General features: G+C 51.5%; 8 protein-coding genes and 5 tRNA genes. 1 reads left to right on the forward strand and 12 read right to left on the reverse strand.

The window, feature by feature from the left end:
* Positions 1-5 precede the first annotated feature (5 nt).
* The 4 genes from RBI05_RS16090 to RBI05_RS16105 all read right to left on the reverse strand — a co-directional run bounded on the left by RBI05_RS16090 (position 6) and on the right by RBI05_RS16105 (position 8,582).
* Positions 6-3,737, reverse strand: coding sequence for a non-ribosomal peptide synthetase (locus RBI05_RS16090; RefSeq protein WP_310551835.1), 3,732 nt, complete (start codon positions 3,735-3,737; stop codon positions 6-8).
* Entirely contained in the window at positions 3,734-5,506 is a 1,773-nt protein-coding gene (locus RBI05_RS16095) for an ABC transporter ATP-binding protein (protein ID WP_310551836.1), read from the reverse strand. The genes RBI05_RS16090 and RBI05_RS16095 overlap by 4 nt, the downstream gene beginning before the upstream one ends.
* Positions 5,507-5,538: 32 nt before the next feature.
* Positions 5,539-7,284 (reverse strand): ABC transporter ATP-binding protein, encoded by a 1,746-nt coding sequence (locus RBI05_RS16100; RefSeq protein ID WP_310551837.1) that lies wholly within the window; start codon positions 7,282-7,284, stop codon positions 5,539-5,541.
* 206 nt (positions 7,285-7,490) lie between these two features.
* Positions 7,491-8,582: a glycoside hydrolase family 53 protein gene (locus RBI05_RS16105; protein WP_310551838.1), complete on the reverse strand. Its 1,092-nt coding sequence runs from the start codon at positions 8,580-8,582 to the stop codon at positions 7,491-7,493.
* A 191-nt stretch (positions 8,583-8,773) separates the two neighbouring features.
* Between RBI05_RS16105 and RBI05_RS16110 the strand changes: the two genes are divergently transcribed.
* Complete coding sequence (locus RBI05_RS16110; RefSeq protein ID WP_408638340.1) at positions 8,774-10,741, forward strand: glycoside hydrolase family 127 protein; 1,968 nt, start codon at positions 8,774-8,776, stop codon at positions 10,739-10,741.
* Positions 10,742-10,808: 67 nt separating this feature from the next.
* Here the strand turns inward: RBI05_RS16110 and RBI05_RS16115 are convergent, their stop codons facing one another.
* The 8 genes from RBI05_RS16115 to RBI05_RS16150 all read right to left on the reverse strand — a co-directional run bounded on the left by RBI05_RS16115 (position 10,809) and on the right by RBI05_RS16150 (position 14,614).
* Positions 10,809-11,621, reverse strand: a complete 813-nt coding sequence (locus RBI05_RS16115; protein ID WP_310551840.1) for a helix-turn-helix transcriptional regulator — start codon at positions 11,619-11,621, stop codon at positions 10,809-10,811.
* Positions 11,622-11,780: 159 nt separating this feature from the next.
* The gene (locus tag RBI05_RS16120; RefSeq protein WP_310551841.1) at positions 11,781-12,275 is read right to left on the reverse strand and encodes an alpha/beta hydrolase; all 495 of its coding nucleotides are present in this window, start codon (positions 12,273-12,275) and stop codon (positions 11,781-11,783) included.
* 208 nt (positions 12,276-12,483) lie between these two features.
* Positions 12,484-13,911, reverse strand: a complete 1,428-nt coding sequence (locus RBI05_RS16125; protein ID WP_310551842.1) for a family 43 glycosylhydrolase — start codon at positions 13,909-13,911, stop codon at positions 12,484-12,486.
* Between the two features lie 253 nt (positions 13,912-14,164).
* Positions 14,165-14,243: transfer RNA gene (locus RBI05_RS16130), tRNA-Leu, on the reverse strand.
* 39 nt (positions 14,244-14,282) lie between these two features.
* A tRNA-Cys gene (locus tag RBI05_RS16135) sits at positions 14,283-14,356 on the reverse strand.
* Positions 14,357-14,369: 13 nt separating this feature from the next.
* A tRNA-Gly gene (locus RBI05_RS16140) sits at positions 14,370-14,444 on the reverse strand.
* A gap of 5 nt (positions 14,445-14,449) precedes the next feature.
* A tRNA-Gln gene (locus RBI05_RS16145) sits at positions 14,450-14,525 on the reverse strand.
* 13 nt (positions 14,526-14,538) lie between these two features.
* A tRNA-His gene (locus RBI05_RS16150) sits at positions 14,539-14,614 on the reverse strand.

Raw genomic sequence — 14,614 nt, forward strand, 5'->3', positions numbered from 1 at the left:
GTCATTTAGGATGGACGAAGCACGATTTCCATGGCTTGAGCGTACAATTCAAAAAAATGCTCAGCGGACGACCTGCGGATTTTATCGGCCTGATAGTACAGATCAAACCGAAAGCCTCCGGCAAGCGGCTGGAACTTTAATATGATTTCAAAATGCTGTCGGACCGCGAATGGACAATCTTCCCCTGCAACAAACAAAGGCAGCACGAACGGTCGGTCCACGGTGTGAGCGTGTCGTTTTAAGGAAGCCAGCGGATACGCCCCCTCCTGCATTTCCTTGCCCGCGGCATGGCCCACGGATGAGATCAGCTCTCCGATCTCGCCATATGTATTCAAATCCAGTTCAAGCTGGCGAATATTGAAATTCTGCCCGGAACAGAGCTGGACAGGGACAACCGGGTTCTCCGTAATATGGCTGATCACATACATATAAAGGGACAAGGCGATATCCTCAACCTGTACTCCGTACTGACTCGCTCTGCTTATCAGCTGTGCGGCGTCCTGATCGGAGAGCACAAAATGAAACGTCAGCTCTTCATTGCGTTCTCCGGGTTCCGTAAAATACTCCTTAGGAAATAGAATGCGTTCCATTTCTGCACTACAGAATTTTACATTTACATTTTTTATAAAATTTGCTATTTTAGATACCGTGGGCTGATCAAATAAATCGACGACTCTGAGGGCACTTCCGGGAAACAATCCGCTTAATTTCTCATGCAGCCGGATCAACAGAAGCGAGTTCCCCCCGAGTTCAAAGAAATTGTCATGGATGCCGATACGGGATGTTCCCAACACCTCCTGCCACGCGGATACCAGTTTCTCTTCAATCTCGTTCATAGGCGCCACATACACCGAGGTCTCAAGGGGCTCCAATTCCCCCACCGACGGTAGCGAGTTGCGGTCCAACTTCCCGTTTGGCGTTAGCGGGAAGCTGTCCAGCGCGTAATATTGTCCGGGTATCATATACTCCGGTAAATGTTCGGCAAGATAGGCTCTCAAGTCCGGGACTGTCCCTTCCCCTTCAGGAACAAAGTAGGCAATCAACATTGGCTTGCCCGGCTGATGTTCACCGCAGATAACCGCACATTCCTTGATCTGGGGCATTCTTCGAAGGGTATTTTCAATTTCCCCCAGCTCGACTCGGAATCCCCTGATTTTCACCTGATTGTCGGTTCGGCCCAGACATTCGAGTTCCCCGTCCCTTGAGATTCGTCCCAGGTCACCTGTCCGGTATACTCTTGTCCTATACAGGTCGGATTCCTGTTCTCCCTCTTCCCAGGAACATGAGATGAACTTTTGCTGCGTAAGTTCCGGTCTGTTCCAATACCCTCGTGCCAGTCCATCCCCGGAAATGCCGATTTCACCCACCGCTCCAACGGCCATCCGGTTGCCATAATCATCCAATATATGGATTTGAGTATTGTGAATCGGTTGGCCGATTGTAACCTTCTTACAGCCGGTTACATCGGCTATGGCAGACCAGACAGTCGTCTCCGTGGGTCCGTACATATTGTAGATTTTTGCTTGTGTCAACCGTTGAACCTGAGCCAGCATCTGCTCTGTAAGCGCCTCGCCTCCGATCATAATTTCAGACAGACGGCTGATGCTGGCTGCATGCTCCCGGTGATCCAGCAACAACCGCAGTCGGCTTGGTGTGATCTGCAGCATGTCCACTTGTTCCCGGGTAATCAGATCGGCCAGCAAGGACGGGTCTACCTGTGCTTGTTCATCCGCTATCACAACCTTCATTCCGGCAATTAGCGGAACGATGTTCTCCAGTATGAAGATGTCAAAAGACACTGTGGTCAAAGAAAGCATTGTCTTGCTTTCATCAAAGGCGATCCGGTCCAGCATCGCGCGGATAAAATTATGAAGAGACCGATGCTCGATCATTACTCCCTTTGGATTTCCTGTTGAGCCTGAGGTATAGATCAAATAAGCCAGTTGACTCGGTGAATGCTCCATACAGGGAGCTTTCTCCCAATGGCCGGATGGCAGATGGTCCACCTCCAGCACCCTGCCCGAATAACCGGAGATTCTATCCCGCTGGCCGCTCTGCGCAAGCAGCAGGTCTGTCCCGCTGTCTTGCAAAATATATTGGATGCGCTCCGGCGGATACCCCGGATCAAGAGGCAAGTAGGCGCCGCCCGCCTTCCAGACCGCCAAGATACATACAAGCATGTCCAGGGAACGTTGGACCAGCAATCCTACAATACCTCCTTCCCTGACCCCCTCCGCTGCCAGAAGGGCGGCCAGTCTGTCGGCTCTTTGATTCAGTTTCGCATACGTGACATCGGTATCTTTGAAGACTGCTGCGATACGCCCGGGGGTTCTTCTCGCCTGCTCCTCGAACAATTGAAGGACCGTCGCCTCCTGCCGGTAGTCCACTCCGGTAGCATTAAATGCTTTCAACATCGAGCGCTCCCGGTGAGAGAGCATATTCAATTTTGAGATCGTTAAGGTTGGGTTCTTCAACGCTTCCGTGAGTAATTGCAAGAAACCCTCGAACATTCTCCGGATTTCATTCTCCGTAAAGAGGTTCGTTCGATAGTTGATATCTACCTTAAGCTGTCCGCTATGTTCGCGATCGCTAAAGTGAATGGACAAGTCATCCAGCTCACTTCCCGTAAAGCTCATCTCGTACTGATCGACATACTGAGTGGAGAACTCAAAGCTCTGATAGGAGATCAGCACCCGGAAAAGATCCGACATTTGAACGGTAGGATGCGTTTCTCTGATATCCTCCATCAGGAGATCCAGAGGGTATTTCTGGTTCCGGATAATTTGATTCTGCTCTTCTTCGACGCTTTGAATCAGATCAACCAGGCTGAACGAGCCTTCCACCTGTAACCGAAGAGGAGTGGTGCTGAGATAGGTGCCAATGGTCTGCTTCTCGGCAGCCGAGGACCGATTATGGAACAGAACGCCGAGAACGATATCCTCCTTACCGGTAGTCCGGTAAAAATAAATAAACCAGACGGATAAAAGAACCCGGAACGGAGAAAAGTGATGCTCGGCGCAAAAATCAAGCAGCCTTTTGTACACTTCTTCATTCAAATAATGCCGGCCGACTTCCGAGCTGATATCGCTTAACGCTGGACGCTTAGGCGATAATTCCAACGGTTCCGGAAGAGTTGCAAATTTCTCCCGCCAAAAGTCCCGGTTCTTCCTGAACCTTGCCGAATCCTTATATTTCTCCTCCGAGCGGATAAAATCGGTATAGGAAGGCTTGGGGGTATCGGACAGGCTTTGTCCCTTCCGTAACCGGCTATAATGTTCGTAAGTCTGGTTCAAAAGCAGACTCAATCCCCATCCATCACATATAGAGTGGTGGATCTTGGGTACAAAAATATGGGATTCATTCACAACCGCCATTGTGAACGAATGCAGTATGGAGCGTTCGAGCGGCAGAGGCTTGCCCGCTTCATGCCGGATCCATTCCCGGAGTTCTTTTTTGCCGGAGAAATGGAGCACCTCAAGCTTTACCGGCTCAAAGTCTGAGACATACTGCACCAATGTGCCATCTCTTTCTTCGACTTTTAGCCGAAGCGCATCGTTTTGCATAACCGTTTGATTCAGAGCCTGCTCAAACTGATGCAAATCCACTCTTTCTTTCAAGTGGCTCTCCAATATGACGTTTCCGACACCTGTTCCCGGGTAAATTTTATCTGTGTACCAAAACCTCTTCTGAGAATGCGAAAGCGAGTACATTTGTTTGCCTGCAACTCCGGACGTCAAGCAGATTCCTCCTTTGCACAAGAATTTCGGCTTGCGCTCTGTTTCTGATTCAACATTGAATAGAGTCCCTCCGATTGAAGCAATTGCTCATGCCTGCCCTCCTCAACCACCCTCCCTTGATCAATGACATAAATCCGATCCGAGCCCCGAATCGTAGATAATCGGTGAGCGATCGAGACCGTCGTTTTATCCTCCATGAGCTTCTCCAGCGAGAGTTGAATCCAATTCTCCGAATCGGAATCCAGCGCTGAAGTAGCCTCATCGAGAAACAGAATGGGAGCGTTCTTCACCATGGCCCTAGCGATGGCGATTCGCTGCTTCTGCCCGCCTGACAGCAAGGCGCCCCGTTCACCAATGACCGTGTCATATCCTTCCGGAAATCCCATTATAAAATCATGGGCGTAAGCTTGACGGGCAGCTTCCATAATCTCCTTATCCGTGGCATCCATTCTTCCAAAGCGAATATTCTCGGCAATCGTACCTTGAAACAAATAAGCATCCTGGGGAACATAGGCATACTTATCGCTGATCTGATCTACCGATTCCGCCTGAACGCCGTCAATCCGGATTTCCCCTTTGTCTAGAGAATAGAAGCCCATTAGCAGCTTCATAAGAGTGCTCTTGCCTCCCCCGCTGGGGCCGACCAGAGCAATCCGTTCCCCCTGAAGTGCCGTAAGCGAGACCTCATTTATAACGGTTCTGCCGGCTTCATAGGCAAAGCTTGCATGCTTCATTTCGATCATGAATCTCTTATCCGTCATCGGTGTATTCCGTATTTCCGGCAAGTCCTTCTCCTTGTCTCCGTCCACGAGAGCAAATACACGGGATGCTCCGGCCAGCGAACCTTGAAGCTGAGTCATTAAACCGCCAATTTGCTGGAACATAAAAGAAATCCCGATGGCAAATTGAACAATCGCACCAATGTCGCCTGCTCCAATCCAGTTTCTCGATACCATATAAGCGCATACGATCAGGACACCGGCATAATTCAGCGAGCTTAATGTGAAGTTGATCCCGTCAATCAACCCCTGCCTCCGGGCTCTCGCTATAGACAGCTTAGTCACTTCCTCGATGGCGTCTTTGTAATGGCCGCTCATTTTGCGCTCCAAATGAAACATCTTGACCGCGCTGAATCCTCCCAGGAAATCAGTCAAGTATTCATTCATTCTGCCTTGGCTCTCCTGGATTCTGTCTCCCAGCTTACGGAAAGACTGAACGAACAGCCTATTGAACCAGACAAACAGCAAGCCTATCGACAGAAGAATGGAGCCGATCCGCCAATCCAGCATCAGGAGAAGAATTACCGAACTGGAACCGTAGATCACCGCATAAACCATACTGGGGATCTGAATAGCGAATACCTGCTCGATGGTCTGGATATCATTGGTCATAACAGAAATAAAATTGCCGCTGTGCATACGCTCGACCGTCTCCATCTTCAGACGCGTCATCTCATCAAACGTATTTGCGCGTATTTCAGCCATTGTCTTCCTTACACACCAGTTGTATAGATAGCTGAACCCGATCAGGAGAATACTTGCCGATACGGCTGTAATTCCAATCGTCCATACCGCACGGTACAACAGCGATTTATTCATCTCGATGCCCGCATTGATCATGTCCCTGAACACAAATGCCATGACCGCAAAAATCCCGGCCTCTGTCAACGAATTCCCCAGGACGCCCGCCGTATAGATGCCTATTCTCGGCTTCATATACGCAAGCACTCTCAACCATTCTTTTCTTGAACTCAGACTGCTGTCATTCATCTTTCGGCTCCTTTTCTAGCCAGAGGGGCGGCCTATGCCGAGTATTGTGCATGGAACAGATGGGTAAAGGGTCCCTCCCGCTTCAACAATTCCTCATAAGTTCCCGACTCCAGCAGAGTTCCCTGGTCTAGAACGAGAATCTGATCGGCATCCCTCACCGTGGACAACCGGTGAGCAATAATCAATACCGTTTTATCCTTCATGAGCTCCTTAAGAGCTTCCTGCACCAATGCTTCCGACTCCATATCCAGAGCGGCGGTGGCCTCATCCAGCAGCAGCACCGGAGCGTCCTTGAGAATCGCCCTTGCTATGGCGAGACGCTGTCTTTGCCCTCCGGACAACGAAGCCCCTCTCTCGCCAACGACGGTGCCGTAGCCTTCGGGAAGCCGCATGATGAATTCATGAGCATTTGCCGCCTTCGCCGCTTCAATCATCTCTTCGGAGGTAGTCGAGCTTCGGCCGTAACATAAATTTTCTGCAATCGTCACAGGGAACAGAAAGACATCCTGGGATACAATCGCAATCTGCTCGCGCAGAGCCTTTAAGTTCCATTCCCGTATATCCCTTCCGTAGAATTTGCAGCAGCCCTGGTCCGGTTCATAGAACCCGCATATCAGCTGAAACAGCGTTGATTTGCCGCTTCCGCTCGCTCCGACCAACGCGGTTGTCGTATTCTCCCGCACCTTGAAGGAGAGGTTGTCAACGGCCTGCTTGCTGCCGTCATATGTAAAAGAAACCTGTTGGAACTCAATCAGATGATCGCTCCCCTTACCAAAGGCATTGCCGTCCGCGCGTTCAGTCGGCTGCCTTAAAAGCTCGAACAGGTGCTTGGAAACCCCTATAACATGTCTTAAGTTCGTAATAACCATAGGAAGCACGCTCGCCGGATTGACTAAGTAATTGAGAAGCTGCAAAAAAGCAGTCAATCTGCCCAGGTCGATGGTTTCATGGATCACCATATATCCGCCCAGCAATATACAGACGATGAAAGGTCCCAGCTTCAGAAGCACGATAAAAGGATTCATCCAGGTCTTTCGTTTCTCCAGAGCAATGGAAGAGGACAGGGCATCCTCCATCGCAGATCTGTATTTGCCGGAGAATACAAGCTTCAGACCGAAAGCCTTAATGACATGAAGGCCCATGTAGGCATCCTGGGAAATCGAATTGGAACGGCCGATATGAGCCTGCAGCTCACTGGCGTACTTGGAGACAGGCCTGCTGATGATACCGATAAGCAGCACGGATACCAGAATGATTGCTATACAGCTGACAAACAGCAGCCAATTGATCGAGAGCATATATATCGTTGCGGCAACACAAAGCAGCGGCAAATACAGCAAATTGTAAAGGTCATTCTGGAGAAAGTTTTGAATCGAAGATATGTTGGAGGTTAACCGTGACACGGTGTCACCGGTAGAATGCTGGGCAAAAAAGGAGATTTTAACATTTCCGAGATGGTCAAAAATATGAGTCTGAATATGGCGGGTTATTCGAGTGCTAACGCTTACAGTAAACGCTTTAACTAAATATTTAACGATAAAGCCGACCACAATCATCAGAGCGATGAATCCGATCTTCCAAGTGTCAAAATGATCGCCGGAAATTGCCTGGTTAATCCCCTGCTGAACCAAGACGGCCAACGAAATGTCGATCCCAACATTGATGATGGAAGCTAACAGACAAATAAAAATATGCCAGCGGTAATCTTTGATAAACGAGCGAAGCGTATAAAGAGACGGACTGCTGTCCACTTCCGGGCTTCCTTCTGTGCCTTGCATTTACCACCAACTCTCCTTTTATTAGCGGATTGTTATTCGTTATATTTTATTAGTATTTTATTGCCATTAGTTAATAACAATGATAATAACTGTTCCTGAATATGTCAATCGTGATTTTTAATCACAAAAAGGCCAACTATGCACTTCTCTGCATAAGTTGGCCTGTGTAATTTTTCCACTATGGAAAGTATAGAAAGGTAGAATGACTAAGGACGAAGAACATCCAGCGAATCCAGGCGGTTGCCCTTGAAATCAAACAGCGTCAGATTGGACCAGTTGTTGGCATGTCCGACTGACCACTCGGATTTGGAGGGAATCCATGCCGGCTCCCAGTAATGGAAGCCCCGTCCCCGCCCATCCGGGGTGCGGCGAATCACCGCCATCAGCTCGCTCAAATAACGGGTTTGTCCTTCTACCGTCGCCGGACATCCGGCAAGAAGCTGGTCCTCCGCGTTCACAATGAACTCCAGTCCGTCTTCGGGCGTTAAGGTCCAGGGGTAAGCGGTTTCAACAACGACCAGATCCTTGCCGTAACGGACCGCCAGATCTTTCAGATTGGCTTCCAGATCCTCCAACGTGCCATGCCACCACGGATAGAACGATTGCCCGATAACATCGAACCTAACGCCGCGTTCCAGCAGACGATCCAGCACATAACGGCTGGCGCCGTTGTCGCCGCCCCGGTCGAGATGAATCATCACTTCCAGTTTATGATCTTCATCCTCTACCCGGCGTACCGCCTCTACCCCGGCCTGAATCAGCTTGGCGAGCTGCGTCCACTGGCGGTCGTTGTCGCAGGCCTCGTCGCCGATCCATCGTTCCCGGGTAGTTCCGACATCGGCGGGAACGCCGACTTTGCCTTCTTCCCACAGCATTCCCGGCGTAATCTCGTTGCCGATCTGAACCATGTCCGGCAGCGTCCCCTGCTCTTTCAGCGCGGTCAGCACCTGTTCCGTGAATGCTCCTACCGCCTCTACTAAATCCGTGAAGTCAAGCTTCTCCCAGGCTTTCGGCTTTGTCTGCTTTTGCGGGTCTGCCCAATAATCGGAGTAATGGAAATCCAGCAGAAAGTGCAGGCCGGCAGCCTTGATTTTGGCGGCCGTCATCAGCGTCCGCTCGAGATTCACATATCCGGCCTCCGGGTCGTTCCAGAGCCGAAGCCGGATCGAATTCACTCCGCTGTCCTTCAGAATCTGAAGCAAATCCTTCTCGTTCCCGTTCTCATAGAACGCCCCTCCTTCCGTTACGATCTCATCCCAGAACGAAATATCCATCCCTTTGATTAACAGTTTTGTCACGGAATCGTCCTCCTGCTTCAATGTGCGGCTCTCGTCCGTCTCTACCAGATTAAAGAGTTCATCATCAAAAGTAAATCCCGGAGCTTCCGCCTTTTTGCCACCGATTCTGACGGACAGCCCACCGACATTTCACCTCATATCCCTTATCATAATAGTCGAAAGCCCACCTTGTAGAGCGGAGCGTGAATATGATGAACCCTTTGCAGCATGCTGTACCCTCCCGGCCCTTGAATCTGAACAGCGTTTCTATCCATGATCCATACTGGACTCCTTATGTGCAATTGGTGCGCCAGACAGTTATTCCTTATCAGTGGGAGGCTCTCAATGACCGGATTCCGGATGCCGAACCAAGCCACGCTATTTCCAACTTCCGCCGGGCTGCCTGCCTGGAGCCGGGCGGTTTCGGCGGTATGGTCTTTCAGGATACCGATCTTTATAAATGGCTGGAGGCCGTCGGATACGCACTTTCGGCTTCTCCCGACCCCGATCTGGAGCGTCTGGCCGACGAGGCGATCGAGCTGATTGCCGCCGCCCAGCAGGAAGACGGTTATCTCAATACGTATTTCACCCTGGCCGAGCCGGGCAAGCGCTGGACCAACCTCACCGATTGCCACGAAATGTACTGTGCCGGCCATCTGATCGAAGCAGCCGTCGCCTACTGGCAGGGGACCGGCAAAACGGTTCTGCTCGGCGTCGCCCGCCGGCTCGCCGATCATATCGACCGAAGATTCGGGCCGGAGCCCGGCCAGATTCGCGGTTACGACGGCCACCAGGAGATCGAGCTGGCTCTGGTTAAACTCTATGAAGCGACCGGAGAGGAGCGTTACTTGAAGCTGGCTTCCTTCTTCATCGACGAGCGGGGACAAGATCCAAGCTTTTTCCACCAGGAATGGAAGGCACGGGGCCAAATCTCCCACTGGTCGCCCGGCGTTGTCCAAGAGACTCCTCCGGCTCTTGAGTATCTCCAGGCGCACAAGCCGGTACGGGAGCAGGAGGCCGCGTCCGGCCATGCGGTCCGGGCCGTCTATATGTATACCGCCATGGCCGACCTGGCTCTTCACCGGGGAGACGAATCGCTGCTTCAGGCCTGCCGGCGCTTGTGGAACAACATGGTGCACCGGCAAATGTATATTAACGGCAGTATCGGCTCTACTCATCTTGGCGAGGCGTTCACCTTCGATTACGATCTGCCCAACGATACCAATTACTCCGAGACCTGCGCCTCCATCGGCTTGATCTTCTTCGCCCGGCGCATGCTTCAGGCGGAGGTTAAGGGCGAGTACGGCGACGTCATGGAGCGGGCCTTGTACAATACCGTTACAGCGGGCATCGCCGGCGACGGCAAGCATTACTTCTATGTCAATCCGATGGAAGTATGGCCTGAGGCAAGCGCCAGGAATCCCGGCAAACACCATGTCAAAGCGGTTCGCCAGAAGTGGTACGGCTGCGCCTGCTGCCCGCCCAATGTGGCGCGCCTGCTGACTTCGCTCAGCCAGTATATCTATACGGCCAGCTCCGATACCCTCTACACCCACTTATTCATTGGCAGCGACATTCAAGCCGAACTGGGCGATACCCGTCTGAAGCTGAAAATGGACAGCTCGCTCCCCTGGAAAGGCTCCGTTTCCCTTACCGTCGGTTCCATTGATGGCCCCGAAGCCTTCACCTTGGCTATGCGCTTACCCGGTTGGGCTTCGGACTGCCGCTTTGCCGTGAACGGCGAAGAGGTAACTCCCGCAATTCGCGACGGCTATGCCTATGTGCAGCGGAACTGGGCCGAAGGCGACCGACTGTCCGCCGAGTTCGGCATGAAGCCTCAGCGGCTCTACGCTAACCCGCTCGCCCGGGCCAATGCCGGCCGGGTCGCCCTGCAGCGCGGACCGCTGGTCTACTGCTTCGAGGAAGAGGACAACGGCGCGCCGCTGGCCGCGCTCAGTCTGTCTCCCGAGGCTCCAATCAGCGAAATTACGGGCCGCTGGAGAGATGAAGTTGTCTTCCTGGAGACGGAGGGCTTCCGCCTGGAATCTCCCCCCGGAAATGAACTGTACAGCTCCAGGCAACCGGTGAAGCGCCCTGTCACCCTCACCGCGGTCCCTTACACCCTCTGGGGCAACCGTACGCCCGGACAGGAAATGCTGGTCTGGATGCGGGAAAGTTAAATCGGACGAATGCATGAACACCAAAAGCCTGGACCGCTGCAGACGCAGCAGTTCCAGGCTTTATTGTTCATCGTCCCGGCCGGTCAAGCCGAGTGTTAGGCAGCAGGACTCCAGGATCATTTTTATAGAGTTGATATCTGCCTGGTGAATATCCGGTAACTCTCTTGAACTGTCGGCAGAAATGCTCAATATTACGATAACCGCAGCGAAATGCCACTTCTGCAACACTGAGTGTATTCTGATAGAGATATTCTTTGGCCAGGCGGATTCTGCTGTTAATCACATCCTCCATACAGGAAATGCCAAATGTTTTTTTGTAAATGCTCTGCAGGTAGCCGGGACTAAGCTGCAGCGATTGTGCCATCCTTGAGACCGTCCATGGATCACCGGGGTTCGTCTGTATGGCGGTACGAAGCCTTTGGAGATTGTAATATTGAGGCCGTAAGTCTCCCTGCCAATACGATTCCTGCAGTTTATTGAAGAGAATGCGCAGCAGAGAATCAATGGACGATTCCTGGCAGTTCCGGTTAAAGTTGTGCTCGACGACCAGCAGCTCAAACAATTTGCTGCAATAATCCGGATCATCCAGGGCAAAGGGAATACCGTAGGGAAGCGAAGTCCTGGATATGTAAATCTCGTCGGATGAAAAACGCAGCCAGTCATTGATATATACGTTGCCGCAGGCTCTATAGTAAATGGGCTGCCTCGCCTCATACAGGATGACATGATGAGCCGGGTATTCCTTCAGTTCTCCATTCACCCGGAATAGAGCGGGAGTTTTGGTTATAACCAACAGCCAACACTGATGGCCCTGGGGAATATCGAACACAAAATCACTCTCATGAGTTGCATTCGTTTCGACATAGTGAATCTGGTTCATCCTGTTCTTCTCCTCAAAGAATCTTTTAGAAGATACGCTTCGCCAGCTGATATAATCCGTTCTTCCATACCGGCCAATCATGGTCGCCCTCTTCTTCCAGCCAGATATGGGGCACTTTATGCTGTGAGAGGTAGGCATGCATTCGGTCGCTGCCTCCCTTCAGGCCTGCCCCCCTCCCATCGATAACCCCGCTATAGCGCGGTGCCGCCGGTCCGACAGTACCGTAAAGTTCTCTTCGATATAAGGAATCAAATCCTGAAGCAGATCATATTCAAACCGCTCAAACGCCTCCAGCTTATCCGCTTCAAAAAGATCTCCCTGCGCCCGGTCATCCGGCATGGCTCGGCCATTGGGGCATACCACAATCATCGGGTGGATCGTTTGGTCCGCATACAAATTATCGAGAATTACCCGGAGACTGCCGAAGGTGCTCCATTCCTCTTCATCTCCTCCAATTCCGTGCAGCAAGTACAGAACGCTGCAAGCAGAATGATCGGAATAACCGGGAGGCGTATATACCGTAGTCTTCCGGACCCCGCCTACTGTAGAAGAGGGGTATTCTATCCTCTGAATCACTCCCCGGGTGATTCCTTCTCTCTCCTTGTCGAATCCTAAAGGAGCCGTCCGCATAGGGATCAGCTTGGCATCGTCCATGATTACTTCTTCCCTTCCTGTATCTGGTCCAGGTTGTAAGAGTGCTCCACTATAACCTGCATCAACTTACCCGGCAGCTTCTCCACAAATTCAACTCTGTTTAATGCGGGGGTCCGCCGCGGGCAGTTCCTCAATCATGCCATTCTCCACGCGTGCTGCTCTCAACATCTCTTTGCTCCCCTCTGCTTACGGATTCCTAAAGCTGCCATCACTCCAGTGTGAAGGAGGCGAGGCTGGCACTTCCATTGCCGATATAAGTCAAATATAAAGCCTGTTTCCCGTCCGGAATTCGGATATCCGCAGCATACTCCTGCCAGACATTCGTGGAATCCACCGGAATACGGCCCAGCGCTAGTCCGTCCCAAGCCGTTCGCACTTCAAAATATCCGTGGCAGTAACCGCGCACTTGAATCCGAACTTTCCCGATGCCTTCACAATACAGATACTTATAGCCAGCAGTTGCGGAGTCCGTCAGATTGGCGATATAGCCGATTTCCGGGTCGCCGTCTCTTCCGTCCTGCGTGATTTTGGGAAAACGGCTGTCCATCCATGCTCCTATGCTGCCAAAACCGCCGGTATACATTTCCTCATCCTTGCAAAATAAATGGCAGGCCAAGTAGGCCGGAAATTCTCCACGCCCTTCAAGCGGCCCACCGTTAGGGCCACAGGAGGTTATTTCCACTTGGGGAATCGTCCCATCCTCCAAGAACTCAATCGGTTCGAGACAGCCTTGGCGGGAGAAAGCCGTACCATTGGTATGACGATGATAAAAAATGTACCATTTCCCCTGAATTTCAACGATACTGCCATGGTTGTTCCCGCCGTAATACATCGGCTTGTTCGCCGGCTTATACGTATCGATATGAAGTTCGCAATTGCTTACGATTACGCCACGATACTGAAATCCTTTAGTTGGATGATGGCTCGTCGCATAACACAGTTCGTGCATAGCCGTTGAAGAATAGATCAAATAATAAATATCGCCCCGCTTCCGGATGGAAGGCGCTTCAAAGAAGGCATGTTCTTCAAAGCCGCTCCCTGTGCTTCTCTGCTTGCTTGGCACAACAAACACAGGCTCTTCCTGCACCGTCAGCATGTCCGGACCTAGCACTGTGGACATGGCTCCGCTTCGGGAGGAATCCTCCGGTGAGCAAAAGCCAGTATAGAGATAGGTCCGCTCTCCTTCCGTAAGTACCCCCGGATCAAATTGGGGCTCGTCATCTTCCCGTTCTCCAAGGAGCGTACCATCGGCATATCTGACATTCCCGTAGAATTGATATGGACCGGCCGGAGTAGCGCTTACTGCCACCGAAACAATGGGGAGCTTGTCAAGCACGTAGTAGAGATAGTACCTCCCGTCAGGGCCTACCGTTAAATCCGGCGCATACAAGCACATGCTCCCTTCAGGATTTAACGGATCATCTGCAGCACGGTAGATAACCCCTTCGTATCTCCAATCGGCAAGACTCTCCACAGGAGCAGACCAGCAGACATAATCATTCAGACAGAAGGCATGGCCGTTAAAACGGTCATGCGATCCATAAATATAAACCCGTCCATCAAACACATATGGCTCAGCGTCCGGAACATACTCCCAGGAAGGAAGATAGGGATTAACCCCTTGGCGGTTTGTCACAGTGCTCCCCCTTATAATAAAATTAGATTTGCAGTATCAGTAAAGCGCTTACAGATATGCGGAAACAATTCGATTATAGATAACCGGCTAGCTGAAAGTCCATGACCTAAAGTAAGCTAATATTGATCGATTCTCATATTCTTCTTCTGCTGTAGAATCTCGGGCCAAGATTAGAACATAAAGAACGCTGATTCATCGCTATAGTCAGCGATAAATCAGCGTTCTTTTCACCGTTCAATCAACGGAATTGTAATGCCGGTGAGAGGACTCGAACCTCCACGGTTTCCCTCACGATTTTGAGTCGCGCGCGTCTGCCATTCCGCCACACCGGCACATAAAGAAAAAGGAAATGGGATCATTTCCAATAAAGTTGGAGGCGCCACCCAGATTCGAACTGGGGATAGAGCTTTTGCAGAGCTGTGCCTTACCACTTGGCTATGGCGCCATATGAAATAGAATGGAGCGGACGACGGGAATCGAACCCGCGACCCTCGCCTTGGCAAGGCGATGCTCTACCGCTGAGCCACGTCCGCATAAATGGCTGGGGATATAGGATTCGAACCTATGCAATGACGGAGTCAAAGTCCGTTGCCTTACCGCTTGGCTAATCCCCATTAAATGAATAGATGGGGCGATCGATGGGACTTGAACCCACGAGTGCCGGAGCCACAATCCGGTGCGTTAACCCCTTCGCCACGACCGC

The sequence above is a fragment of the Paenibacillus glufosinatiresistens genome (genome assembly GCF_031470375.1).
Lineage (GTDB): Bacteria > Bacillota > Bacilli > Paenibacillales > Paenibacillaceae > Paenibacillus_AQ > Paenibacillus_AQ glufosinatiresistens.